The organism is Cystobacter fuscus DSM 2262 (genome assembly GCF_000335475.2).
GTDB lineage: Bacteria > Myxococcota > Myxococcia > Myxococcales > Myxococcaceae > Cystobacter > Cystobacter fuscus.
Genome location: NZ_ANAH02000075.1, coordinates 17,602 through 43,218, shown reverse-complemented (window position 1 = coordinate 43,218; position 25,617 = coordinate 17,602). Strand labels below are relative to the sequence as shown.

General features: G+C 68.4%; 19 protein-coding genes and 1 pseudogene. 13 read left to right on the top strand and 7 right to left on the bottom strand.

What is annotated here, in order from left to right; all coding sequences use genetic code 11:
* Window positions 1-151: 151 nt before the first annotated feature.
* Window positions 152-970 (bottom strand): ADYC domain-containing protein, encoded by an 819-nt coding sequence (locus tag D187_RS48925; RefSeq protein WP_002630599.1) that lies wholly within the window; start codon window positions 968-970, stop codon window positions 152-154.
* Between the two features lie 308 nt (window positions 971-1,278).
* Here D187_RS48925 and D187_RS48920 point away from each other — a divergent pair, with 308 nt between their 5' ends.
* The 4 genes and pseudogenes from D187_RS48920 to D187_RS59065 all read left to right on the top strand — a co-directional run.
* A complete protein-coding gene (locus D187_RS48920; protein ID WP_002630598.1) occupies window positions 1,279-1,809 on the top strand; it encodes a gamma carbonic anhydrase family protein in 531 nt (176 codons plus the stop codon).
* A 241-nt stretch (window positions 1,810-2,050) separates the two neighbouring features.
* Complete coding sequence (locus D187_RS51540) at window positions 2,051-4,789, top strand: Ig-like domain-containing protein (RefSeq protein WP_002630597.1); 2,739 nt, start codon at window positions 2,051-2,053, stop codon at window positions 4,787-4,789.
* Between the two features lie 405 nt (window positions 4,790-5,194).
* Window positions 5,195-6,061, top strand: coding sequence for a DUF1295 domain-containing protein (locus D187_RS48905; protein ID WP_002630596.1), 867 nt, complete (start codon window positions 5,195-5,197; stop codon window positions 6,059-6,061).
* A 39-nt stretch (window positions 6,062-6,100) separates the two neighbouring features.
* A pseudogene (locus tag D187_RS59065) lies at window positions 6,101-6,235 on the top strand (hypothetical protein); the annotation flags it as partial.
* A 39-nt stretch (window positions 6,236-6,274) separates the two neighbouring features.
* On the opposite strand, the gene D187_RS53490 reads toward D187_RS59065, so the two are convergent.
* Both D187_RS53490 and D187_RS56235 read right to left on the bottom strand, forming a co-directional pair.
* On the bottom strand, window positions 6,275-6,865 hold the full coding sequence (locus D187_RS53490; protein WP_076606365.1) for a pentapeptide repeat-containing protein: 591 nt from the start codon (window positions 6,863-6,865) through the stop codon (window positions 6,275-6,277).
* A gap of 26 nt (window positions 6,866-6,891) precedes the next feature.
* Window positions 6,892-7,614 carry a hypothetical protein gene (locus D187_RS56235; RefSeq protein WP_155894104.1) on the bottom strand — a complete coding sequence of 241 codons (723 nt, stop codon included), beginning with the start codon at window positions 7,612-7,614 and terminating at the stop codon, window positions 6,892-6,894.
* A gap of 288 nt (window positions 7,615-7,902) precedes the next feature.
* On the opposite strand from D187_RS56235, the gene D187_RS48895 reads away from it, so the two are divergent.
* The 4 genes from D187_RS48895 to D187_RS48880 all read left to right on the top strand — a co-directional run bounded on the left by D187_RS48895 (window position 7,903) and on the right by D187_RS48880 (window position 16,628).
* Window positions 7,903-11,523, top strand: coding sequence for a patatin-like phospholipase family protein (locus D187_RS48895; protein WP_002630591.1), 3,621 nt, complete (start codon window positions 7,903-7,905; stop codon window positions 11,521-11,523).
* Between the two features lie 306 nt (window positions 11,524-11,829).
* Window positions 11,830-12,477, top strand: a complete 648-nt coding sequence (locus D187_RS48890) for a YfiR family protein (protein ID WP_162159776.1) — start codon at window positions 11,830-11,832, stop codon at window positions 12,475-12,477.
* On the top strand, window positions 12,474-14,414 hold the full coding sequence (locus D187_RS48885; protein WP_002630589.1) for an ATP-binding protein: 1,941 nt from the start codon (window positions 12,474-12,476) through the stop codon (window positions 14,412-14,414). Before D187_RS48890 ends, D187_RS48885 begins: the two co-directional genes overlap by 4 nt.
* 6 nt (window positions 14,415-14,420) lie before the next feature.
* Window positions 14,421-16,628 carry a TonB-dependent receptor gene (locus D187_RS48880; protein ID WP_002630588.1) on the top strand — a complete coding sequence of 736 codons (2,208 nt, stop codon included), beginning with the start codon at window positions 14,421-14,423 and terminating at the stop codon, window positions 16,626-16,628.
* A gap of 36 nt (window positions 16,629-16,664) precedes the next feature.
* On the opposite strand, the gene D187_RS48875 is transcribed toward D187_RS48880, so the two are convergent.
* Genes D187_RS48875 through D187_RS48865 form a run of 3 tightly spaced genes read right to left on the bottom strand, consistent with a single transcriptional unit; the run spans window position 16,665 to window position 19,505 of the window.
* On the bottom strand, window positions 16,665-17,453 hold the full coding sequence (locus tag D187_RS48875) for a glycosyltransferase family 2 protein (protein ID WP_002630587.1): 789 nt from the start codon (window positions 17,451-17,453) through the stop codon (window positions 16,665-16,667).
* Window positions 17,450-18,457, bottom strand: coding sequence for a radical SAM protein (locus D187_RS48870; RefSeq protein ID WP_002630586.1), 1,008 nt, complete (start codon window positions 18,455-18,457; stop codon window positions 17,450-17,452). The genes D187_RS48875 and D187_RS48870 overlap by 4 nt, the downstream gene beginning before the upstream one ends.
* A complete protein-coding gene (locus tag D187_RS48865; protein ID WP_002630585.1) occupies window positions 18,441-19,505 on the bottom strand; it encodes an SPASM domain-containing protein in 1,065 nt (354 codons plus the stop codon). The genes D187_RS48870 and D187_RS48865 overlap by 17 nt, the downstream gene beginning before the upstream one ends.
* Before the next feature lie 435 nt (window positions 19,506-19,940).
* Between D187_RS48865 and D187_RS48860 the strand changes: the two genes are divergently transcribed.
* The 3 genes from D187_RS48860 to D187_RS48855 are packed head-to-tail and all read left to right on the top strand — an operon-like array spanning window position 19,941 to window position 21,646.
* Window positions 19,941-20,258, top strand: coding sequence for an EamA family transporter (locus tag D187_RS48860; RefSeq protein WP_002630583.1), 318 nt, complete (start codon window positions 19,941-19,943; stop codon window positions 20,256-20,258).
* Entirely contained in the window at window positions 20,225-20,359 is a 135-nt protein-coding gene (locus D187_RS59135) for an EamA family transporter (protein WP_002630582.1), read from the top strand. The genes D187_RS48860 and D187_RS59135 overlap by 34 nt, the downstream gene beginning before the upstream one ends.
* Window positions 20,360-20,374: 15 nt before the next feature.
* Complete coding sequence (locus D187_RS48855; RefSeq protein WP_002630581.1) at window positions 20,375-21,646, top strand: chloride channel protein; 1,272 nt, start codon at window positions 20,375-20,377, stop codon at window positions 21,644-21,646.
* On the opposite strand, the gene D187_RS51530 is transcribed toward D187_RS48855, so the two are convergent.
* Window positions 21,643-22,701, bottom strand: a complete 1,059-nt coding sequence (locus D187_RS51530; RefSeq protein WP_002630580.1) for a M23 family metallopeptidase — start codon at window positions 22,699-22,701, stop codon at window positions 21,643-21,645. The genes D187_RS48855 and D187_RS51530 overlap by 4 nt on opposite strands.
* Before the next feature lie 170 nt (window positions 22,702-22,871).
* Here D187_RS51530 and D187_RS48845 point away from each other — a divergent pair, with 170 nt between their 5' ends.
* Both D187_RS48845 and ypfJ read left to right on the top strand, forming a co-directional pair.
* Entirely contained in the window at window positions 22,872-24,473 is a 1,602-nt protein-coding gene (locus D187_RS48845) for a tetratricopeptide repeat protein (protein WP_002630579.1), read from the top strand.
* 139 nt (window positions 24,474-24,612) lie between these two features.
* Window positions 24,613-25,485 (top strand): KPN_02809 family neutral zinc metallopeptidase, encoded by an 873-nt coding sequence (gene ypfJ / locus D187_RS48840; protein ID WP_002630578.1) that lies wholly within the window; start codon window positions 24,613-24,615, stop codon window positions 25,483-25,485.
* Window positions 25,486-25,617 lie beyond the last annotated feature (132 nt).

The window sequence follows — 25,617 nt, the reverse complement described above, 5'->3', positions numbered from 1 at the left end:
CGCCCTCCTCCTGCTCCAGGCGCGGGCGTCCCGGGATGAAGCCGTGGCCCGCGAGGGGCAGGACCTGCTCGCGCGGGCCTTCACTCTCAACCCGCTCCTCCGGGAGGAATACGAGGAGGCCACGCGCGAGTGACGTTGCACAGGGGGCCCCTCACTGCGGAAGGACGCTCGTGGAGAGGCTGGCCTTCATGAACCACTCGGACTGGGGGCTGGTGCACTGGGGCAGGGCGCAGTCGGGGGCGGGCACGTCCGCGTCGTCCTTGCGGCGGCGGTTGGACGCGTTGAGGCACGTCGCGCCGTGGGGATTCCAGAGCGCTTCGAGGAACGCCGGGTCACCCAGGTTCTGGGACGCGGCCTGCTTCTCGCGGTCCCCGACGACGATGGGCGTCCCGTTCTTCGTGAAGCTCCGGGGGTCTCCCGAGCCGATGCAGAAGGCCGCGCGCTTCGCCTGGAGACAGGCGCCGAAGGCCTCGGCCGCGGTGGCGCCGCTCGCAGAGGCGCCCTGCTTCCAGGGCGCGTACTTCCAGTCCAGACAGGTGGCGATGGCACCCTTGCGGCACGCCATGGTGACCACGGAGTCATCGGCGGAGACGAAGGCCATCTTCGCGTCGATGGACCAGCCGGGGAGGAACGAGACGCGCAGGTCGACGGGCGGTGTGGGGCGTGGAGGTGGCTCGGCGGGAGGATTGAGGCAGTGGTGGGACCAGACCGTCTGGTCCGGGCGGCGGTGGATGACCCGGTACTCGTCCCGGCCATTCACGTGGCTGACGCGGATGCGCAGCTCGTGCGAGAGGGCGCTCTGTTGCGGTGAGTTTTCTCCCAGCCAGAACCGCAGCACCAGCCGCTCCAGGTCCGTGCCGGTGACCTTCTTGGGCTTGTTCCCCTTGAGGAACTGGACCGTGAGCTGCGAGTCCTGGCTGCTGGAGACCTGCGTCACCTGCACGGGCTTGTCATCGAACAGGCCGTCCACCCTCAACAGCAGCTCATATCACCACGGAGACGACCAGGCCGTATTGCTTCCACACCGTCATGCTGTTTCCCCCCTCCATCGGGTCACCGGCTCATCGGCTCATCGGCTCATCGGCTCATCGGCGCATGAGCATGTGCCATGCCATGCCGCGCATGTGGAGGACGCCAGCGATTCCGGCCATTTGTCCATCGCACGGCGGGGGTGGCACAGCACGTGGCACAGGCACGGGCACACGTGACGCGACGGGCGCGAGCCTGGGGCTCGAAGGACCTTGCCTCGGGCGCGCGGTTGCGGTGGGGTGCCGGGCCATGCCTCTCTATGCACTGGAAGATGTGTCTCCCGAGGTGATTCCCGGCGCGTATTGGATTGCGCCCACGGCCTCCGTCATCGGCCGGGTGCGCCTGGCCCGCGACGTGAGCGTGTGGTGGGGCGCGGTGCTGCGCGGGGACATGGACCTCATCGACGTGGGCGAGGGCACCAACATCCAGGATGGCGCCATCCTCCACACCGACGCGGGCATGCCGCTGGTGATTGGCGCGCACGTCACCGTGGGCCACCGCGCCATGCTTCATGGCTGCTCCGTGGGCGACGGCACCCTCATCGGCATCGGCGCCACCGTCCTCAATGGCGCGCGCATCGGCAAGGGCTGCCTCATCGGCGCCCACGCGCTCGTCACCGAGGGGACGGAGATTCCGGATGGCTCGCTCGTGCTCGGCGCTCCCGCGCGCGTCGTCAAGCAGGTGAGCGAAGGCCAGCGGCACGTGCTCGAAGGCTCGGGCCCCCACTACGTGCACAACGCCGACCGCTACCGGAAGACGCTGCGACACCTCGGCGATTGAGCCGGTGTTCAGGGTCGCGCGGGACCGGGGCGGTGGGGGTTTAGCGCCGTGGCCTGAGCCAGGATGGCGCACTCCGCTCCAATCTGGAGCGCGCAGGAGCTCCAATCTGGACGGGAGTCCCCTCTTTTTCGAGCGGTTGCTGTCTGAAGGAACACTGGCACACGGCTCGCACCGGGGGGAGGTGACCTCTCACCGCTCGTGAATGTTGCGCGAGCGGTAGAGCAACGGGCCGGAGACACCCATGCACGTCATCAAGTCGAAACAATTTGTATCACTGTGGCTGCTCACACTCGTGGCGCTGAGCGCTGGCTGTGGTTCGGAGCAGGGCGGAGCGCAGTCTGGGTCAGCCCCCATCGGGGAAGCGCGGCAGGACGTCGTCGAGTGGACGGGCAGTTTCGTCTCGGGGCGCTGGAGCCACACCGCCACGCGGCTCGCGGATGGACGGGTGCTGGTGGCGGGCGGTGCGACGTCGACGAGCTCGCTCAGCTCGGCCCAGATCTTCAATCCGGCCACGGGCACGTGGTCTGCGACGGGCTCCATGAATTCCGCGCGCGCGAGTCACCGCGCCGTGCTGCTCGACGATGGCCGCGTCCTCGTCATGGGTGGCAACAACGGCTCCACCAACCTGGCCAGCGCGGAAATCTACGACCCGGCCACGGGCACCTGGACGCTGACCGGCTCGCTCTACCAGCGCCGCCGCTTCCACGAGGCCGTGAAGCTGAACAACGGAAAGGTGCTCGTCGTGGGCGGCCTCTACAACGTCAACGACACCTATCTCGCGTCGGTGGAGCTCTATGACCCCGCCACGGGCACGTGGACCTTCCTGCGCCCGGGCCTTTCCGCCGCACGGATGGACGCCTCGGCCATTTTGCTGAAGGATGGCCGGGTGGCGGTGCTGGGCGGTACGGCCTTCTCCGGCGCCACGGATGTCTCCACCCAGGTGGAGCTGTTCAATCCCGCGACGAACACCTTCAGCCCGGGAGGCGCGCTCGTCACGGAGCGCTACCTGGCGGGTGTCGTCCTGCTCTCCGACGGACGCATCCTCACGGCGGGCGGCGTGTCCTCGCCGGGCTCCGCCGAAATCTACAACCCGGCGACGCAGACCTCGCAGGCCATCAGCCCGATGGCGCAGGGGCGCGTCTCCTTCCCGCTGGTGACCCTGGACTCCACGCGCATCCTCGCGGTGGGAGGGCGCAACGACTCCGGCGGCGCCGTGGCCTCCATCGAGGCCTACGACACCACCACCGGCACCTGGAGCACGTTCGGCGCGCTGCACACCGCGCGCAGCTCGCACTCCGCGACGCTGCTGAATGGCACGCCGCTGCGCGTCCTCGTGGCGGGAGGGGTCAGCGGCTCCGAGGCACTGACCAGCGCGGAAATCATCAAGGACGGGCCGGACACGACGCCTCCCACGTGCACGATGCTGTTCCCCTCCGCCGGGGCCACCCTGAAGCAGCGCTACAACCTCGCCGCCAGTGCCTCCGACAACGTGGGCGTCACCTCGGTGCAGTTCTCCGTGGATGGCGCCCCCATCGTCACCCTCACGCAGCCCTTCTCGGCCTCGGACCCCAAGTTCTACGCGTACACCTGGAACACCGCGTCGGTGGCCAATGGCCCCCATACGGTGACGGCCACCGCCCGGGATGCCGCCGGCTACGCCACGTCCACGAGCGTGAGCGTGACGGTGGACAACGAGCTCACTCCGCCCACCGTCAGCATCACCGCGCCCGCGCAGGGGTCCACGCTGAGCCTGACGGCCACCCTGACGGCGGCCGCGTCCGACAACGTGGGCGTCTCCCGCGTCGAGTACTACCGGGGCACCACGCTGCTCGGCTCCTCCTCGTATTCGTCGTACAGCCTGAGCTGGGACACCACGCTGGTGGCCAATGGGACGTACACGCTCACCGCGAAGGCCTACGACACCACCGGCAACGTGGCGCAGTCCTCCGGCGTGTCCGTCACGGTGGCCAATGAGACCGTGCCGCCCACCGTCAGCCTCACCGCTCCCTCGGCGGGCGCGGTGCTGCTCGGCACCGTCACCCTGACGGCGGGCGCCGCGGACAACGTGGGCGTCTCCCGCGTCGAGTTCTACCGGGGCAGCACCCTCATCGCGACGGGCTACTCCTCCCCGTACAGCGTGACGTGGGACACGCGCGGCGTGGCCAATGGCGCGTACGCGCTCACCGCGAAGGCCTACGACGCGGCCCGCAACACCTCCACGTCCACGGCCGTCAACGTCACGGTGAACAACGACCTCACGCCGCCCACCACCAGCATCACCGCGCCCACGGCCGGGGCCACGCTGAGCGGCGGCGTCACCGTGTCCGCGAGCGCGTCGGACAACGTCGCGGTGGCCCGCGTGGAGTTCTACCAGGGCACCACGCTGCTGGGCTCGGACGACACCGCGCCCTACAGCGTGACGTGGGACGCCACCACCGTCACCAACGGGAGCTACACGCTGACGAGCAAGGCCTTCGACACCTCGGGCAACGTCACCACCTCCGCGGGTGTCCCCGTGACGGTGCTCAATGACCTCGTCGTCAACGGGGGCTTCGAGGGCTCCTCCAGCCCGTGGACGCTGTACAACCAGGCCTTCTGGATGAACGGCGGCTCCTCGCCGCACAGCGGCTCCGGCAACCTGGAGCTGGGCCGCGCCACCTACTACTACGGCTCCGCCGAGCAGACGCTCACCCTGCCGGCCGGAAGCGCGCCGACGCTGTCCTTCTGGCTGTACATCACCAGCAGCGAGACCACGACCGTCTACCAGTCCGACCAGCTCGCCGTGCAACTCGTGGACAGCTCGGGCACGGTGCTCGTGACGCTGGCGAGCTTCTCCAACCTCAACAAGGGGACCGGCTACGTGCAGTACTCCTACAGCCTGGCCGCGTACGCGGGCCGGACGGTGAAGCTGCGCTTCGGCGCCACGAACAGCAGCTCCCTCGTCACCGTGTTCAAGCTGGACGACGTCTCGGTGAGGTGACGCCAGCCGCGACGCCCCAGGTCACCTGTCGACTGGTGAACATTCACCGGCAGTGTGGGGGTGGCCTGGAATGCCGGTTTTTATCGTTTTGCTGCCTTGCCATGAGTGTGCCGGAGCCATGTCTGTCTTTGGCTCCGGCGCACCTCACCCGCAGCCCTGGAGGTTGTCTCATCCATTCCCGCCAACTCGCTCGTCAACGCCGCCGGTACGCCGGTTAGGGCTGCACCGTCTCTCCACCAGCACGGCGCACAGCCCGCCTGGCACCCGTCAGCAGCCCTCCTCCACCTCTCGGTTCCAGCCCCCCCCTCAACAGGTCCCCCATCCCGCTTATACGCTGGCGAACTGGAACGTGTTCTAGGTACGGTCCGCGGCATGACCACAGCGCAGGCGAGCAGGACCGAGTCCATGGTGCGGATCGTGATCGCGTACATCGTGGCGATCGCCGCGGGTGCTGCGTGGTTCGCGTGGGGTCCCGAGACCGCGTGGCTGTGGCTCGACGGGCTGATAGCCGACCTCATCGCGACGCTGGTGATCTTCGGCGCGAGCCGGCTGCACCACAACTCGAGCTTCTACGACGCGTACTGGAGCGTGCTGCCGCCGCTGCTGATGCTCGCCTGGTGGGTCGAGTCCGGGACACCGGCCGACGAGCCCCGCGCCTGGCTCGTGATGGGGGTGATCGTGCTGTGGGCGGTCCGGCTCACGGCCAACTGGGTCCAGACCTTCCCCGGACTGCACCACGAGGACTGGCGCTACCCCATGGTGCGCGAGCGCGCCGGCAGGGCCGAGGCGGCGGCCGACCTCATGGGCATCCACGTCTTCCCCACGCTGCAGGTGTTCCTCGGCATGCTGCCGGTCTACGTCGTCCTCACCCGCACCGGCCGCGACCTCGGGTGGCTGGACGCGCTGGCGGTCGTCGTGGGCGTGGGTGCAGTGGCGCTCGAGCTCGCGGCCGACATCCAAATGCACCGGTTCATTCGGATCCGCAAGCCCGGCCAGGTGATGGACCAGGGTCTGTGGGCGTGGTCGCGGCACCCCAACTACTTCGGCGAGGTCAGCTTCTGGGTCTCGCTCGCGATCTTCGGCATCGCCGCCGACCCGGATGCGTGGTGGGTGTTCGTGGGAGCCGCCTGCATATACGCGATGTTCCAGCTCGCCAGCATCCCGATGATGGAGCAGCGGAGCCTGGAGCGCCGGCCGGCATACGCGGCCGTCATCGAGCGAGTGCCGCGCTTCGTGCCGCGTCCACCGCGCCGCGTCCGCACCGGCACATGACCCGGGTCTTGATCGCGGGCCTCGGCGACGCGGGGCTGCTTGGGCGAGCACCTGCATTTCGCGCACTCGGACCTGGGAGGACTGGCGCTCTTCGAGGAGGCCAACTGGTTCGGCGTGAAGGCGGCGGAGCGGGCCTTGAAGGGCCTGGGCCGCGAGAGCCCGAGCTGGCTTTGAGCTGTCCTTGACGGTGACTGCGGTGACCCAACTGCCCGCCTATGTTCCCGCCGCGACTTTCAACCATGTGAGGAGGGCTTCCCCTTCAAGTCGGGCGTGTTCAGCGCCTTGAACGATCCAAGATGCTTGGATGGAAGAGAGGCCTGAAACACCTCGCAGATCCACTCCCGTGAGATTGGCTCCATGGAGGATTGCTCCGTCCAACTGGGCACCCTTCAGATTAGCGGATTCCAGGTTGGCGTTCACGAGGTATGCCCCACTGAGTTGCGCCCCGGATAGATCCGCGCCTTGGAGTTGTGCCTCATAGAAGCTCGCACGCAAGGCGTTGACGTTTCGCAGGTCAGCGCTTCTCAGCGTGGCGTAATCCAGATTGGCTTTGATCAACTGGCTGCCAACAAGGTTGGCATGAACAAACGAGGCCGAGGCAAGGTTGGTTCCGGAAAGCTTCGCTTCGCTCAAATTTCCTCCGTCGAAGCAAGCACCAGGCAGTTCCGCCTCGGTCAACTCCTGGGCCTGGAATGCACACCCAGGCAGTTCGGCATCCTCAAGCGTGAGTCGTTCTCCTCGCTCGCCTCTGGACTCGACCCACAAGGCATGTTGCTTCAATTTGTTGGCCAGCTCTGGTCCCATCTTCAGTTTCCTCTAGATCGATTCGCTCACGGATACCACAGGATACGAGACTTGAGGTCCGGATCGAGCTTGTTCACGGCACCCATGAGATCTTGAACGTGTTGTGGACTCAGGTCTTTCAGGGATACCCTGCGTGCGCCCAGCCTGATTGCCTTGCAAATCCCCTTCAGCAGAGAGCCCAGGATGGGAATGATGCCAATGAGTGTTAGAGTGAGCGCGGTCCACGCGGCGTAGTTGTCGTATTCTTCATCCCAGATGAGGACTTTCAGGTTGGCGGTCAGGTCCCGGATGTCTGCAGCCTGATCGACGACAGGAATCATCGTGATGATGGTGTTCGCGATGGTTTGTCCAATCGAGGGATCTTCATTGAAGTCTCCCTGGATGACACCCCAGGCCCAAGATCCAGAGTCGATCAATATCCGTGTGGTCCTCTCCATCCATCCGGGAGCGGCCTCTTGGCCATGGGGCTGTGGCTGCTTTTTGACCTGGAGGATGTCCGGGTCATCATGAAAAGCGTACGTGGCTTGAGTCACTCCCACGGGGAGTTTGACGTGTGCCTGGCCGCGTTCATCGAGAGTTCCCGTTGAGCAAAAACCGCTGTGTGCATCCTTGACGGTGTACTTCGCTCCGGTGACAGGATCGCCATCTGCGTGCAGGTATTCCAGCTCTATCCAATTGGAAGGGCATTGGGCGATAGGAGCGCCCTGAAATGCGCGTAACTGCTGTTCTGTGAGCTTGAATGTTCCCATGGTCGTGGGCCCCCCCCACCGTGGGGATTCTTGATGTGAACATTCTCATGCTTCCTGAGGGCGTACTGGACCCGCGCGGAATCGTTGGTGGAGGATGTTGTCTTTTGGGCAATGTGGGGTGGATGAGTAGGATGCAGATGGACAAGTTTCACGCCGAAGCCTTTTCCTGCTCACTTGGGCGATGTTGGAGGAGTGGCCTCGCAGACGCGGGGTCCGTTCGGTGCCGTAAGCTCTCCGACCCTCCGGTACACTCGGCCCGGGTCCTCGGGTCGCCTACCGTGACACTTCATGGATGGCCCCCCTGCTCCCCTCGAGGACGATGCCTCGCGGCTCGACCGACTCCTGGCGCATGAAAGGCAGTACCTGGACGAGGCTCGCTGGCTGGCGCGGCGGGAGCCTTCCTCGGACGGAGCCCCGGCCCCCGCGGAGCCCGGCCTCACCGGTCCACGGCATGACTTGTGTGGGCTTGCCCTGTCCGGAGGCGGCATCCGCAGCGCGACCTTCAACCTGGGTCTGCTGCAATGCCTGCAACAACTGGGACTGCTGGAGATGTTCGACTACCTCTCCACCGTCTCGGGCGGAGGGTACATCGGGGGCTTCTGGACGGCGTGGCGTCACTACCACCTGAAGGAGCCCGCCTCCCAGGACAAGGCCGCGCTCTTCCCCATGACCCAGGAGCAGGGCGCTCGCGGAGCACGCTTCGCGGAGGTGCGTCACCTGCGCGAGTTCAGCAACTTCCTGAACCCCCGGTTGGGACTGCTGAGTCTCGACACGGGCCGGATGCTCGTCGCGGCCCTGAGCGCCATCCTTCCCTCCCTCCTCGCGGCGTTCTCCTTCCTCGTCCTGGTGCTGTTGCTCTGGCTGCTGCTCGCCTGGCTGTTGCTGCTCGGCTGGGAGGGCTCGCCTCCGTGGGTGGCGCGGGCCGTCTCGTATGTCCTGATGGTCGGAATCACCTGTGGGGCGCTGTTCCTCTGGGAGGTGCTCCTGTTCCGGCAGGACAACCGGGTGATGCTCAACCGCGGCCGCCCGGTCGCGAATCCCGACGAGGAGGCCCAGGAGCGCGAGGGCCGCAGGTTCGGCTACTACCTCAACGCCGCGGTGTTGGCGGTGGGTGCCGTGTTCTTCTTCTGGCAATGGCTCGTTCAGGCCCACCCCGCGAACGTCCAGGCCTTCCACGCCGTGTGGTGGCCCGCCACGAAGGATGCTCCTGCCTGGCGCGAGCGGCTCCAGGTGTTCGACCCCGCCATCGCCTGGGTGGGGGCGGCCGGAGCCCTCGTGCTGCTGCGATGGCTGGGCTCCCGGTTCGCCACGGCCTGGATGCAGCGGACGGACCGGGCCGCGATGGGCCGGGTCATCAGCCGGCTGCTGCTCCTGGCGAGCTTCTGGTCGGTCCTCTCGTGCTTCTGGCTGGCCGGAGTGTTCTTCCTGACGTCGAACCTGAAGGAGGTCTACACCCTGTTGCAGACGGGCGTGGTGGCCACCGTGATGGTGCTCTCGGCCGTCTTCGCCCGGCTGCAACAGCTCTTCAGCCGCCGGACGACCCGGCCGGTCAGCCCCAGCGCGGGCAGTCGCCTCCGGTCGTACCTGCCCCAGCTCCTGGCGTACACCGTCCTGGCGTTGAGCTTCCTCGGCGCGGTGATGCTCGTCTTCCGGGCGATGGACAAGGAGTGGCTGCCCCAGCTCGTGGGGATGGTCGTCGTCCTGACCGCGCTCACCCTGCTCCTCTCCGACGCCAACTCCGTGGGGCTGCACGCCTTCTACCGGGACCGCATCGCGCGCACCTTCATCGGCGCGGCCCATGGTCAGGGACCCGGTCAGACCGAGATCCACTCCCTGGATGACTTTCCACTCGATCGGCTCAAGCCGCGGCCCGGGCCGCTCCACCTCATCTGCTGCGCGGCCAATGATCTCTCGTCGATAGATCCCATGGCCAATCTCTACCGGGGCGCGGACAGCGCGGTGCTCTCGAGCGCGGGCTTCTCGGTGGGCCCCGAATGGAAGGGGTGGGAGAAGATCCGTCAAGAAGGCGGCGGCGTGCCCACGCTCGCCTCGGCCATGACCGCCTCCGCGGCGGCCTTCAATTCCCACATGGGCTCCATGTCCATGCGGCTGGGCCCGGCCGTCACCTTCCTCATGACCGCCTTCAACCTCCGGCTGGGGCTGTGGTGGCCCCACCCGACCCGGGCCCGGCGGCGTTGGTACGAGCGGCTGTGTGTCGGGCTTCCCTTCTACAAGGAACTGCTGGGCCGCTCGCGCGCCAAGGGCCGCGACGTGTTGCTCTCGGATGGCGCCCACTTCGAGAACCTGGCGCTCTACGAGCTGGTCCGCCGCAAGTGCCGGTTCATCATCGTCTCCGATTGCGGCATGGACGCGGACACCTCGTTCGATGACTTCGCCAACGCCGTGCGGCGCATCCGCGAGGACTTCGGCGTGGAGCTGCGCATCGAGCTGTCCCCCCTGCGTCCGGACGGAGACACGGGCCTGTCGCGCCGCACCGTCGTCGCCGGGGAGCTCGAGTACCCGGATGGCAGCAGTGGCGTGCTGCTGCTGATCAAGCCCTCGCTGCTGGGCAACGAGCCGCCGGACATCCTGCAATACAAGACGCGCAACGCGGCCTTCCCGCATGAGACGACCGGGGACCAGTTCTACGACGAGGCCCAGTGGGAGGCGTACCGTCGGCTGGGCGAACACACCGCGCTCACGATCTTCCGGTCCGTCCGCGGGGAAGTGGAGTCGGGGAGGAGGCTCGCGACCGCGAGGCTCTTCGCCCGCGTGCGCCATGAGTGGATGCCGGTGCCCACCGGGTACGAGGAGCGCTTCCCTCGCTTCGTGGAGCGGGCCACCGCGCTCGATCAACTGCTGGAAGGCCCGGGCGCCCGGAAGCTGTTCCGGGAGATCTTCAAGGAGATCACCGAGCTGGATCGCCAGGCCAAGGTGAACCCCCCGCCACCGAACTCCGACGCGCCCCCCCTGGTGAGCGAGGCCGGTTCGAAGCCCACGCCCCAGGAGCTGACCGATGCGCTCCACATGATCCGGCGCGCGCTGCTCTTCATGGAGGAAGTCTTCCTCACCGAGCAGCTGGCTACCCACTACAACCACCCGGCCTACCTGGGGGTGATGAACTACTTCGCGCGCTGGGGCTATGCGCCGCTCTTGCGGACGTGGTGGCCCCTGCTCAAGACGCTGCACTCCCCCCGCTTCACCCACTTCCTCGAGGAGCGCTTCAGCCTGCCCACCATGGAGCACAAGGATGTCGGGCAGCTCAGTGGGCGGGAGGAGGGCTTCGCGATGTCCTGCTGGGTGGCGCAAGGTGGACGCAAGCCCAAGCCCCACGAGCACCTCATCTCCTACATCCTCCATCTGCCCCACGGGGGTCGGCCCGAGTACCCCATCCAGGCCGCGCAGCTCATCGTGCGCACCCACCAGGACCGGGAGGGCGAGGCACGGCCGCTGCTCTGGTCCGGCGGCGGGGGACCCGAGAGACGGGTGGTGGTGTGGCAGGGCGATGACTTCTACGTGCCGCCCGGGTTGTGGGGCGCGGGCATCGGCGAGGACTTCTTGCGGTTGATCACCGAGGACCCGGTCATGCCGGGAATCGTGGAGCCGGGGAGCGTGCTGGCGGTGCGGCTGCAGGTGGATCTCGAGGCCACGGCCGCCCGGCAGAAGCGGTGGGCGGATGAGCTGCACCGCTACCACGCGGAAGGATTCACGGAGCCCGACCCCGCGCTGAAACAGTGGCTCGCCAACCTGGAGACAGAGCTCGACCAGGATGCCGCCATGCCATGGGCCAAGAAGAAGAACGAGTCCTGGAAGTCGCTCTGGTTGACGCGGCTCTACCAGCCCACCCGGGAGGCCACGGCGCGGCGCGAGGAGTCGTTCGAGGCGGAGTCCACGCCGGGCCTGCACTGAGCTCCGGAGGGCGGCGCTCGCCGCGGCATTCCTTCACGCCGCTTGGGTTCGCCTCGAGCGGACAGATTGACCTCCAGCGCAATTGCCAGAGGGCCATGTCATGCAATGTGGAGGGTAGGTGGAACGGCGAGCGGTCGTTCGCCTGCCCGAGGAAAACGATATCCCCCGTGGCGAGACCGAGGGACCCACTTTTCATCACTTGTCGTTGGTTCCGGAATGCAACAGCGCAGGCCGCCGGGATCGCCCTCCGTGAGTCCTCGTGAGACATTGAGTAGCAATCACTGGGCTTGCCCTCGGGGGGGGAGCATGCATCGCGAGTGGGAGTCATCGGGCACGAAGTCAGGGAAGGGCCGTCGTGGGCGCAGACCCGGCGCGTGGCTGACGGCCCTGGGGCTGATGTTCGTGCTGCTCGGCAGCGAGGCCGCGCGCGCCGAGGGGTTGCCGCCCAACCTTCGCGCCTCGCTGCTGGTGCGAATCCTCGCCTATGACCGGCGGATGGGGGTGCGGCCTCCGCCCCTGACCATCGCCGTCCTCTATCGCGAGGGCAATGCGGAGTCGGAAGGCCAGGGCCAGGAGTTCATCCGTGCACTGGAGTCGGCCTCACGGGGCAGGAGTGTGTTGGGCCGGTCGGTGCGGATCGTCCTCGTGGGCTTCCGTGATCCGACGCAACTGAAGGATGACCTCTCCCAGGCACGCGTGGTGGCGCTCTACGCGTGCGAGGGACTCGAGGCCGACACGACGAGCATCGCCCGGGTGACGCGGCAGTTGTCCATCCTCTCCTTCGCCGGCAGCAGGACCGAGCTGGAGCGGGGCCTGGCCATCGGACTCGGCCTGCAGGGCAACTCGCCCATCATCCTCATCCAACTCGCGGCGGCCCGCGCGGAGGGCGCGGACCTCGATGCGGGATTGCTCAGCCTCTCCCACCTCGTCGAACCCGCCCGGAGCACACCATGATCCTCCAGCTTCGTCCTTCCTCCTTGAGGGCCCGGTTGGTCATCCTGGTGGTGCTGCTCTTCGCGGCCTTCTCCATCTTCTTCCTGCTCTTCTTCCCCGCGCGCATGAATGACCAGGCGCGGCGGGGAATGTTGGACCGGACGCTGGAGATCGCCCGGCTGCTGGCCAGCGCCACCGAGCCCGCGCTCGACTTCGGGGACGCGGCCAACGGGCAGCGTCACCTGGAGACCCTCGCCTCCAGCCCGGAGGCGCTCTTCGGCCTGCTGTTGCGCGAGGACGGCACGCCCCTGGCCGCGTGGCACCCGGAACGCGTGCCGAGTCATTCCCTGGAAGATCCCCGGGCGTCCTTCATCTGGGGGGACGAGGTGTTCGCGCGGGTCGACATCCACACGCGCGGGGGCCAGCGGGGCATGCTGCTGCTGGGCTTCAACCTCGCCCGTCTCAAACAGGAGAGCCTGCGGACGCAGCAGCTCGCCGCGGGCATCTCCGCGCTCATCCTCGCCAGTGGCGTGCTGGCCGCCTTCGTGGTGGGCACGCTGGTGATGAGGCCGCTCAAGCGCGTCACCCGCGTGGCCCTTCGCATCTCCGAGGGCGAGCACGAGGCCCGGGGCGAGCTGGACCTCTCCCGGCACGATGAGATGGGCACGCTGGCCGCGGCGTTCTCGCGCATGTTGGACCGGCTGTACGAGCAGCGCGCCCTCATCGAGACCCAGGTGCGCGAGCTGCGCAGCGCGCAGGATCAGCTCATCGTCGCCGACCGGCGCACCTCCCTGGGCACGCTCGCCGCGGGCGTGGCGCATGAAATCAACAACCCGCTCGCCTACGTCACCGCCAACATCCAGTTCGCGCTCCGGGAGATTCCCCAATTGCGCCGCTTCTCCCGCCAGGGCACCCCGGATGATCAGCCCTGCCCGCAGGAGGAGGAGTGGAACGAGGTGTTCAGCGCCCTCTCCGAGGCGCGCGAGGGCTGCGGGCGCGTGCAGCACATCGTCCAGAGCCTCAAGTCCTTCTCGGCCGGGGATGATGGCAAGCGCGAGCCCACGGAGTTGCGGCGCACGCTCGAGAGCGCCATCAACATGGCCAGCAACGAGATCCGTCACCGGGCCCGGCTGGTGCGCGACTTCCAGGCCGTTCCTTGCGTCGAGGCCAACGAGGTGCGGCTCGCCCAGGTCTTCCTCAACCTGCTCATCAACGCCGCGCATGCCATCGAGGCGGGCGCCTCGGAGCACAACGAGATCCGTGTCTCCACGCGCCTGGGCGAGGATGGGCGGGTGCGGGTGTCCATCACCGACACGGGCAGCGGGATGGTGCCCGATGTGCGTGCCCGCCTCTTCACCCCCTTCTTCACCACCAAGCCGGTGGGGGTGGGGACCGGGCTCGGGTTGTCCGTCTGCCAGGGCATCATCACCAACCTGGGGGGGCGCATCGAGGTGCAGAGCGAGCCGGGACGCGGCAGCACCTTCACCGTGGTGCTCTCCGCCTGCTCCGCTCCGGTGGGCCACCGGCTCCGGGAGGAGTCCCCGCCCGGGGCGGTGCGGCGCGCGCGCATCCTGGTGGTGGATGACGAGCCCCTGGTGGGGACCGCGCTGCTCAGGGCCCTGGGCCGCGAGCACGAGGTGCTGGTGTCCACGCGCGCGCACGAGGCCTTGTTCCGGGTGCGCCAGGGTCCGCCCTTCGATCTCATCCTGTGCGATCTGATGATGCCGGAGATGAGTGGCATGGAGTTCTTCACGGAGCTCCAGCGCACCAACCCCGAGCAGGCCCGAGGGGTGCTCTTCATCACCGGGGGCGCCTTCACCGAGGTGACGCGCGCCTTCATCGAGAAGCACCAGGAGCGGGCACTGGACAAGCCCATCGACATGCGCGCCCTGCGTGAGCGGCTGCGCGCCCTGGTCGAGTCTCCCGCCCTCCATTCCCACCCCACCGTTTCGGGTTGAATCTCCATGCCTCGTTCGTTTCCCCTCGCGTCCCGTCGTCGCGGGATGCTCCTGGCCGCCGTCCTGTGCTCCACTTGCGCCCTCGCGCACGAGGTCCCCGAGGAGGACGAGGCCCCACCGGAGTGGACCCAGTCCCTCACCCTGGAGGAGTTGCTGCGGGTGGAGCTGTCCACTCCCTCCAAACGTCTCCAACTGGCGCGGGAAGCTCCCGGCGTGGCCTCGGTGGTGACGCGCGAGCAGATGCGCCGCTTCGGTTGGGCGACGATCGACGAGATCCTCTTCAGCCAGCCCGGCTTCTTTCCCTCTCATGACTACGAGCGCACCACGGTGGGCACTCGCGGCCTCTGGGAGGGGTGGAACAACAACCACCTGCTGCTGCTGCTGGATGGCGTTCCCATGAACGACAGCGACCTGGCCACCGCGTTCACCTGGGAGATCTCCCCGCTCTTCCTGGTCAAGAGCGTGGAGATCCTCCGGGGCCCCGCCTCCGCCCTGTATGGCTCCAGCGCCATCAATGGCGTCATCGCCCTCAACACGCTCTCCTCGTCCCATACCCTGGAGGATGACGAGCGGCTGGAGATCAACAACGAGGCTCGGGTGCGCGTTGGCAACCTGGGTACGGCGGCGGTGGACGCGGTGGCGGTCACCCGTTCCCGGCACCTCTCCGCGGTGGTCGGCTTCCAGCACCAGCACACGGACGGGTTCTCCTATCTCTCCCATGATGGCTCGAGACGCACCGATGCCTCGGGAGCGCTCCAGCGCTTCCTCGTGAACGATCGCCGTGACAGCTCGTACCTCTTCGTCAAGCTGGAGCCCTCGCGTGTCTTGCGCGGCCTGTCCCTGCAGTACCACCTGCAGGACTGGAACCACGGCACCGGCCACGGTTGGCGCCAGTGGGTGCCCGATATTGACGGCCCCATGCGAGACCGGCGGCACATCGCCGTGGCCAGCTACCGCTCGCGGCCGGGTGGCCCGTTGGCGCAGGAGTACGTCTTCAAGTACCAGCGGCGCGAGTATGAAAGCCATGTGCGCTTCTATCCGAGCGGCGCCGAGGACGGGCGCTACCGCTTTGGAGTGACCGAGGTGCTCGAGACGGCGCAGGACGAACTCTTCGGGCGCGCCCAGCTCTCGGGCTCCCCGGGCGAGGGGCTCAGCCTGCTGGGGGGCGTGGAGTACTCCGCCACGTTGTATGGCGGGGACTCCGTGCACTACGCCACCGCCGACCTCTCCGTCGATTCGGAGGACCCTCCCTCTCCCCCGACCCCGGTGCGGCTCGGTCCCCTCTACGAGTCCATCCTCGGTGAGCCCCTGAGCAACGTGGGCGCCTATACCCAGTTCGCCTGGAACCGGTTGCTGTCGCTTCCCCTCTCGCTGACCATGGGGCTGCGCTACGACTTGAAGTTCTTCCACTACCGCGACCTCGAACAGCCCGGGACGCCCCGCCGCTTCAAGTCCTATGAGCAGGTCAGCCCGCGGATCTCGTTGGTGTTCACGCCGAGCCCCGTGTTCAGCCTCAAGTTCCAGGGCGGCCGGGCCTTCCGGGCTCCCTCGCCCGGGGAACTCTTCGGTTCCAACACCTGGATACTGGAAGCCAATGTCGAGAGGATGCGCCCCGAGCAGGTCACCACCTTCGAACTCAACGCCGACTGGAGCATCAGCCCGCAGCTGAGCTGGCGCAGCACCTTGTTCCACTCGCGCTACGAGAACCTCATCGGCTTCTCCGCCAGCAACGTGCAGGACAACCTCATGTCCCAGACGAACGTGGGCGTGGAATCCGAGCTCCTGGTGGAGGTGGGCCTGGGAGGGATGGGCCGCCTGTCGGCCTTCGGCAACTACACCTACGTGCACCTGCTCGAGGGGGCGGGCCGCGCAGGGGACCTCGCCTGGGCGCCCGCGCATCTGGCCAAGGCGGGGGCGAGCTACCAGCGCGAGCACTTCAGCCTCGCGCTTCAGGGCCGCTACCAGGGCAGCGTGTTGCGCCGCGAGGAGGACAGGGTGGATCCCTTGTTCCGCTCCCTGCGCCCGGAGCAGGTGCCCGCCTGGTTCCGGCTCGATGCCAACGTGCGCTATCAACTCACCTCGTGGGCCGCCGCCGAGCTCAAGGTGTCCAACCTGCTGGACACGGAGAGCTACCTCGTGAAGACGCACGACTATCCCTTCGACTACCGCATGGAGGGCCGGCGCGTCTTCGTGAGCCTGGAGGCCAACCTCTGAGGGCACGCTGCTCCGGACGTCCGTGGCCGGCGGCCATCAGGCGGACCTGGAGGTCACATCGCGTTCACCGGGGGGACCCGCCGGAACCGGCGTGGGGGCTGTTGCGAGGTCGGGCATGTACCGGTCGGTCTGCATGCGGCAGCCCCTGCCGTACCGGAACAAGGTGCGCGCGAAGTCGACGAGGCCCGGCCGGTAATGATGATGGACGATCGCCGAGGGCCGGTAGTTCAACACGTAGCCGCGCCGCAGGAGCTTGAAGCACAATCCAGGGTCTTCTCCTCCCGGCCGACGGAGGTCTTCATCGAAGCCACCCACCTCGTCCAGGGTGCTCCGCTTGAACGCGCAGTTGGCCGTGACGACATACAGGTAGCGGCCCTGATGCGCATGGGGATCCAGGAGCTTGTGGTAGCTGTAATAGCGGCTGAAGATGTCCGTGCCCACCGCGAGCGTACGGCCGCCCACGCCAGCGACCTGGGGCGAGGCATCTCGAAGGTGGGTGGTCAGCTCCCGGGCCCAGTGCGGCTGCACGATGCAGTCATTGTCCGTGAAGGCCACGAAGGTGTGCCGGGCCGCGGACAGCCCCCGATTCCGGGCCGCGGCGGGGCCTCGTGTTCGCGGCTGCCGGATGTAGTCGATGTCCAGGTGCGCGCGGAACTCGTCCATGAGCTGGCCGAGCGGCTCGGGGGAGGCGTCATCCACCAACACCACCTGGAAGCGATCTGGCGCGGCCGCGAACGAGGACAACAGCTTCCGGGTGAGTTCCACGCGGCCGTAGCAAGGCACGACCACGGACAGGGGCAGTGCGGGCAAGGGGTTCTGACTCATGAGAGCTCCTGCTTCCGGTGGCAATTCAGCATTCCGCAGTTCTTGCGGCAGCCCTCCATCACGCCACGGGCATGACGGGCGAGGTCCGACTCCCACAGCGTGCGCAGGCTCTTCTCGCGGACATTGCCAATCACGCGTCCATCGAGCAGCTCGCGCATGAAGAAACACAGCTGAACATTCCCCTGCTGGTCCACCATCATGTTGCGCTCCGCGCTGCCACACACCTGCTCCCCCAGGAAGTCCGGATCCCGGGCGTAGAGCTTCATCCAACGCAGGTCGTTCTCGGTCGTGACGATGGGGGCGCCCCTGGCCTTCAGCTTGAGCAGCCGCTCGATGGCGGCCTCCACGCGGGAGACTTCTCGCGGAAAGTGTCTCGCGAAGAAAACGTCCTCGCGGGACGCCCGCATGAAGGTGCGCGCGAGCATCTGGAAGCTCACCCCATCCACTCCCAGTCCCCGAAGGAACGTCACATGGGCGTCGAGCTCCTCCACGTTCCCCTCGAAGATGATGGTGTTGACGAGGATGCTCAGGTCCGAACTCCTCGAGGCGTTGCGCCGGTGCAGCAGCCGCTGGAGCAGCGAGAGCACCCGCGCGTATGTGCCGGGTCTCCCGCGTACCCAGTCATGCAGGGCGGGACGATGCGAGTCGAGGGAGACCACCAGATAGTGGGGGCCCTCGGTGAGCAGCCGCTCCAGGGTGTCTTCTTGCACGAGGGTGGCGTTGGTGTTCACCGAGACGCGCAGCGCGTTCTGGCGGCAGGTTCGCGTCAACGAGAAGAACTCTTCCTGCTTGAGCAGGGGCTCGCCGCCGGTGAGCACCACCAGTGCCTGGGGAGACCAGGCGGCGAAGGGGGGGAGCAGTGCCGTCTTTTCCCGGGTGCTCAGGGACGTGGACGGCTCCTGGGAGCGCCACATGTGACACTGCCGGCAGCGCAGGTTGCACTCCGTCGTCACCTCGATGAACAGGTTGCGCGGAGGTGGGGGCAGCTCATTCCCGTCGGACATGGACGTCCTTCAAGTAGTAGCAGCCCCGGCAGTAGGGGTGGCAGTGGGCGCTGTTGATGTTCTCCCGGAAGAGCTGCGCGAAGGCTCCCCTCCAGATTCGCTCGAAGGGGCGCAGGGCCAAGTTCCCATAGGTGTAGGGATTGAACATGTTGCAGACCTGGACATCCAGGTCCCACCGGATGACGACCTCCTTCCAGGGGCGATCACAGCCGGAGCCCGCGGTGGGAGACGCGCTGCCCAGGGGTACGCGATGCCCGGCGAGGGTGTCCGGAAGGAACAGCCGCACCCCGGTGCGCCGGGCCCGCGACTCCGCTTCGGCGAAGACGGCGAGGAGTTCCTTCAGACACGGTTGGATCCATGCATCACTGCGCTGCTTCACCACGTTGACGAGCAGGTGGGGGATGCCCCAGCGCGCCGCTTGTTCCACCAGTTCGGGCAGCTCCGCGCGGTTGGCGCCCTGAAGGGTGAAGAGCAGGAAGAGTTGCCGCTCGCGCCGGGCTCGTCCGGCATGCTCCGCCACGGCCTGGACGGTCCTCGAGAGCACGTCCCAGTGGGCGGGGCGCCGCAGCCGCTCGAAGAGCGTGGGTTGGGCGGCGTCCCAGGAGAAGAGCAGGGTGGCGCCTTCATCCACCATGCGGGTGTAGATGGGCACGCTTCCCGTGGCGTTGGTGATGAGCTCCACCTGGACGGGATGGCGTGCGAGCACGTCCAGGTATGCGCCGAACTCCGGAATGAGTGTGCTCTCGCCCAGGCCGTTGAGCCGGACCTGCCGGACGTGGGGAAAGAGCTGGGTGGCCAGCTCGCGGAAGGCCTCCAGGGGCATGACGCGCGTCAGGTTCACCCCATTGGCGCCGATGCGGCACATGGGGCAATCCAGGTTGCAGGTATTGGCGAGTTCGATGATGACCCGCTCGGGATAGGGCAGCGTGGGCGCGGGCTTCGCCTTCGGGAACTGGCCGCTCCAGTGAAGGCGCTCTTCCTCGCTCAGCGCGTCGAAGTTGCGCTGGGCGAGGACGAGGGCATGGGCCTCGGGCGGCGGCTGGCTCATGGTCGGCCTCCGGCTCGCCAGCCCAGGTTGTAGGACACGCGCTGGACGACCCGGAGCGCGAGGAACATGGCCTGTTGCCTCAAGGGCAAGCCATCCTCGACATACAGTGCTCGGTGCCAGCGCAGGTCGCTCCAGAGTTCCGCTGGTCCGAGCGGTGGCGGATGCAGCCCCCTCCATCCCCGCGGGTTGCGTCTCCACCAGCCATTCAAATCCACCCACGACATGGGCTCCCCCTCCGAGCGCCTCCAGTGAAGACGAGGCGCGGCTCTCTCGAGACTTCAAAGACGTCATTCGCGGGCAAAACCATCGCGGCTGGTGATTTTCTGTGTTTTTTCAACACTTCCGCCCGGTGGGGCGTGGTGTGCAATCCTCGGCAGACGGGTAGGACATGAAGAAGAACACCTCCAAGAGAGGTTGCTCCCGAGGGGCACGACCATGACGTGGTGGAGCTATGCCCTGCTATCGGCCCTGTTCGCGGCGCTCACCGCGATTCTCGCCAAGGTGGGGGTCGAGGGCGTGCCGTCCACGCTCGCCACGGCCCTGCGCACCGTCGTCATCCTCGCCTTCGCCTGGGGCATCGCCCTGGCCCGGGGCGAGCACCACGTCCTGCCGTCCCTGGGCCGCAAGACGCTCCTCTTCCTGGTGCTCTCCGGGGTGGCCACCGGCCTGTCCTGGCTCGCCTGCTTCCGGGCGCTCCAACTCGGCCCCGCCTCGCGGGTGTGGCGCCCATCGACAAGCTCAGCCTCGCACTGACAGTGCTGCTCTCCGTGCTCCTGTTGAAGGAGCCCATGAACTGGCGGCTCGGCCTCGGGGTCGTCCTCATGGTAACGGGGGCCCTGCTGACCTTGAAATGAGGGAGACGGCGGGAGATGAGTCTGGACAAGCGCGCACGGGCCCTGGGGCAATGGCTCGTGCTGGGCTCCCTGGTGGGCCTCGTGTGTGGTGTGGCCTCGGCGATCTTCCTCTTCCTCCTGGAAGAAGCCACGCGCTGGCGCACCCGCCACGAGGTCCTCGTCTACTTCCTGCCGCTGGCGGGGCTGGTCCTCGGCGCCCTCTACGGCCGGTGGGGCGCGTCCATCCGGGGCGGCAACAACCTCGTCATCGACACCGTGCACGAGGGGGGCGAACGCCTTCCCGCGCGCATGGCGCCCATGGCGTTGCTGGGCACGGTGCTCACCCACCTGTTCGGCGGCAGCGCGGGCCGCGAGGGCACCGCCGTGCAGATGGGCGCGAGCCTCGCCGACGCCGTGGCCCATCGCCTCCAGGTCTCGCCCACGACGCGCCGGGAGTTGCTCGCCGCGGGAATCGCCGGAGGCTTCGGCTCCGTCTTCGGCACCCCCATCGCGGGCACCGTCTTCGGCCTCGAGGTCGTCAGCGTGGGCCGCCTCAACTACGAGGCGCTCGTCCCCGCGCTGGTGGCCGCCCTGGTGGGCGACTTCGTCACGCGCTCGCTGGGCATCCACCACACGGCGTACCCGGCGGTTTCCCCGCTCGCGCTCTCGCCGGGCGTCATGGGCAAGTGGCTCGTCTTCGGTGCGGCGGTGGCGGCGGTGGCCGTGGTGTTCGTGGAGGGCGTGCACTTCCTCAAGAAGCGGATGGAGAAGGCCGTCCCGTCCCTAGCGCTCCGCATGGCCCTGGGCGGTGCGCTCCTGGTGGTGCTCTGGAAGGCCGTGGGCACGAGCGACTACCTCGGCCTGGGCCTGCCCCTCATCGAGCGCGCCTTCGTGGACCCCACGCTGCCGCCCGAGACCTTCGCCCTCAAGCTGCTCTTCACCCTCCTCACGCTCGGCACGGGCTTGCTGGGCGGGGAGGTGACGCCGCTGTTCGTCGTGGGCGCGGCGCTCGGCAACCTGCTGGCGCGGCCGCTGGGCCTGCCGCTGGAGCTGGCCGCGGGCGTGGGGCTCGCCGCGCTCTTCGGGGCCGCCGCCAACACCCCCCTGGCGCTGTCCCTCATGGCGGTGGAGTTGCTCGGCGCGGGGGTGCTGCCCCACGTGCTCATCGTCACCGTCACCGCGTACCTGCTCACGGGGCAGCGGGGCATCTACCCGGCACAGCGCATCGCCCGGCTCAAGCACGGCGGGCCGCTGCTGGAGCGGCTGCTGCCCCTGCGCGAGCTGGACGAGCGCTCCCGCCGGCCCTAATGCATCGCCGCCTGCGTGGGGGCCGACTGGGGTTCGGACTCCCAGGGCAGGGGTGTGGCCACCAGCCCGGCGGAGGCGCGGATGCCCACCGGATCCACCCAGGCTCCGGAGTGCTTCACCTGGTAGTGGAGGTGGGGCCCGGTGACGCGGCCCGTCTGGCCCGAGAGCGCCACGAGCTGCCCCCGGTTCACCTTCTGCCCCCGCTTCACCTCCACGCGCGACAGGTGGCAGAAGATGGTGCGCAGCCCGCCCTCATGGCGCAGCTCCAGCCAGCGTCCATTCGCGCGGCCTTCCCTCACACCCACCACCACGCCCTGTGCCGGGGCTCGGACGGAGGTGCCCACCGGCATGCGGATGTCCACGCCCTGGTGCTCCAGCACCTTGCCCATGACGGGATGGAAGCGCGGGCCGAACTGGGACGACAACCGCCAGCCGCGCTCGACCGGCCAGGCGAGGCCATAGAGCCCCGCCCATTTCCGGGCCTCGCGCGCGTAGCGCAGCTCGCGTTTGGGGAGCCGGCCCGCGAGCTTCTCCAGGCTGATGCGCTCCGGAGGCAGCCGCAACCGCTGGCGCGCGCGCGCCACCGGCTCCGGACCGAGGAAGAACGCCGCCAGCGCCAGATCGCGGGAGCCCTGGCTCTCCAACAGTCCGCGCACGGTGGTGAGCAGGTCCACCTCCTTGGGGGGCGCGGGAGGCGTGGGGAGCACGGCCACGGGCTGTACCCCCGCGTCGGCCGGAGCGGGCGCGGAGGACTCGGAGGTGGGGGCGGGGGCGGCCGGGAGCCACCGGGTGAGGAGGCGTCCACGCTCCTTCTGGGGAAGGGCCAGCAATACCGCGCGGATCCCCTCGGACGCCGCCTGCGCGGCATCGAGGTCCTCTTCCACGGAGGAGGCCGGGGCTCCGAAGAACCTGCTCTTGAAGTCACCCCACGAGGACACGTGGACGACGGGCGAGGGCGGCCGGTACGTCTGGGGCGGCCCGGGCTGGCAACCCGCGAGCGCGAGCATCAGCGTGCACAGACAACGCATGGCGGCGAGGGACGGTGAAGGGGGCAATGAAGTCACCAAGGCGCGCGGTAACACGCGGGTGCGCCGCTCATTCACATCGACAGGGGTCGCTCCCCCGGATGCCCTCCTGCCCGCCGGTTCCGCTCCTGGCCGGGCGCTCGCCGCGAGGGATGTTCAGGCCGCGCCCCGTCCCCTGGCACGAGGCACCTGGAGGGGACTTGCTCGTCCCAGGCGGACGCGTCACGCTCCAGCGGATGGGTTCCGAGCAGCCACCTCCCGAGCAGCCATCCGATCTGGTGCGGGACGCGGAGGCGGCACCCCGGGAACTCCCGGACGGGAGCGCCCCGGGGTGGGAGCGGGTACGTCTGGTGGAGCAGACCCTGGCGGACTGGCGGGAACTCGTCCGTCGCGATGACGCCCTCGCTGGGGGCGGCGAGGTCGCCGAGTCGGTGGTCTTCCTGGTGCGGATGGGGCAGCTGCTCAAGGCGGAGGGGCGCTGGGAGGAGGCGCGCGGCTGTCACGAGGAGTTCCTCCGGCGCATGCGCGGGAGCGAGGAGCGCTGGGAGTCCGACATCGCGAGCGCGCTCCTGGAGCTGGGGGAGATCGCCGAGCAGCAGGGACGGCGGGAAGACGCCTGGGATCATTACGAGGCGGTGGTCCAGCGTTTCGGCTCGACGCAGGGGCCCCCTCCGTACGACGCGGTGCCGGCCGCTCAATACCGGATGGGCTGGTTGCTGTGCTTCCAGGGCCGGTTCGACCGGGCCCGGGCCGCCTTCAAGGAGATGATGCTGCGCTATGGCCATGTCCCCGAGGACTGGCTGCGGGTGCAGGCCGTCCAGGCGCATCGGGGGCTGGCGCATGTCTTCCACGCGGAGGGCCGCGTGGACGAGGCCCTGGCCAGCCTCGTCGAGTTGTCGCGGCGCCATGGCGACTCGACGGACACCGCCACGCGGGGCGTGGTGCTCCGGGCGCTCTTCGACCTGGGGTGGATGTATCAATCCTCGCGGGACGCCGGACGGGCGCGGGCCCACTACGAGGAGGTGCTGCGCGGGTGCGCCGAGTTGCCCATGTACTCGCTCGATGAGGAGATGATCGCCGACACCCACCATGGTCTGGCGCTCCTGGACTGGAACGAGGGGCAGTGGGCACGGAGTGAGTCCCATTTCCAGGAGGCACTCCGCCGCTACGTCGCGCTTCCCGTGCCCCGGTGCCGGGAGCAGCACTGCCGCGCGCTCACCAACCTGGGGTGGTTCTACGTGAAGCAGGAGCGCTTCGAGGAGGCCCACCGGTGTCTGCACGAGGTGGTGGCGCGCTACGGGGAGTCGTCCGAGCCGGCCCTCCAGGAGCAGGTGGCCCGGGCGCTGCGCACGCGGGGTCATGCGCTCGGCGCGAGGGGGCTCGCCGAGCAGTCCCAGGAGTTCTACGCGGAGCTGGTGCGCCGGTTCGGCGAGTCGACCGACGCGGCCGTCCTCCAGGAAGTGGCCGTGGGGCTCAACCAGGCGGGCCGGATGTGGATCGGCGAGGCCAGGCAGTGCTGGAAGCGGGGCGCCACCAGCGCCGTGGAGGACTGTCTGCGCCGCGCCCAGGAGATGCTGGAGGACTGTCTGCGGCGCGCACCGCGCGAGCCCATCGTCCGGGGCAACCTGGCCTATCTCGCCTTCCTCCAGGGCCGGTGGGAAGAGGCCCACGCGCGGCTCGAGGAGTTGGTGCGCGAGGGCGGCGAGGAGGTGCGTCAGGCCCTGCTCGACGAGGTCCGGGAGCACACCTTCTACCTGGACGAGAAGTGGTCCGAGCTCGTGCGCAAGCTCGCTCCGGGATGACGCCCTCCAGAGCACTTCGCCGTGCGGTTGCTTCCCCGCTTGCTTTCCTGTCACCCGGGCGCATGGCCTGACAGGGTCGATGGGACGAACCAGGCTGCCTACCTTCCAGCGTCACGGGGTTCGTCAGGAGGGGACGCGGATGAGATGGCAAGGGGGACGGCGCAGCGCGAACGTCGAGGATCGGCGCGGTCAGGGCGTGGGGCGCCCGTTGGCCTACGGGGGCGGGGCGGTGTCCCTGGTGGTGGCCCTGCTGGTGTACCTGCTCGGGGGCAATCCCGAGGACGTGCTCCCGCCGTCTTCCCAGGGCCCCTCGGTGGGGGTGGGCACGGGAGGGGCGGGAGCCCAGGCGGAGAGTCCCGCCGAGGCGCAACTGCGGGACTTCGTGTCCGTCATCCTCGCCGACACCGAGGACACCTGGCCCGCGCTGCTGTCCGCCGTCGGGGTGCGCTATGTCGAGCCCCACCTCGTGCTCTTCTCGGACGCGGTGGAGTCGGCCTGTGGCTTCCAGGAGAGCGCGGTCGGGCCCTTCTATTGTCCGGGGGATCAGCGCGTGTACCTGGACCTCGGCTTCTTCCAGGAGCTGGATGAGCGCTTCGGCGCGCCGGGGGACTTCGCCCAGGCCTACGTGGTGGCGCACGAGGTGGGCCACCACGTGCAGAACCTGCTGGGCGTCTCCGGGCGCGTCCAGGCGATGCGTGCCCGTTCCCGGGAGGATGCCAATGGCCTGTCGGTCCTCCAGGAGCTGCAAGCGGACTGCTTCGCGGGCATCTGGGCCCACCACGCGCAGAAGCAACGCCAGGTGCTGGAGCGGGGTGACGTCGAGGAGGGACTGAAGGCGGCCTCGGCGATTGGCGATGACACGCTGCAGAGACGCTCGCGCGGCCACGTCGTCCCCGAGTCCTTCACCCATGGCTCCTCGGCGCAGCGCGTCTCCTGGTTCCGCCGGGGCCTCGAACAGGGCTCGCTGGAGGCGTGCGACACCTTCGGCGCGGCGGGCTCGGGAGACCGGTGAGCCCCTGGCCGGGACTTCGCTTCCGGGCCGGCTCGCGCCCGGGGCTTCCCTGGGGCGAGGCCCACGGTTCGCGGGGATGTCCCCGCGCGGGGCGCCTGGGTAGACTCCCGCCATGAATCACGAGACGAAGTT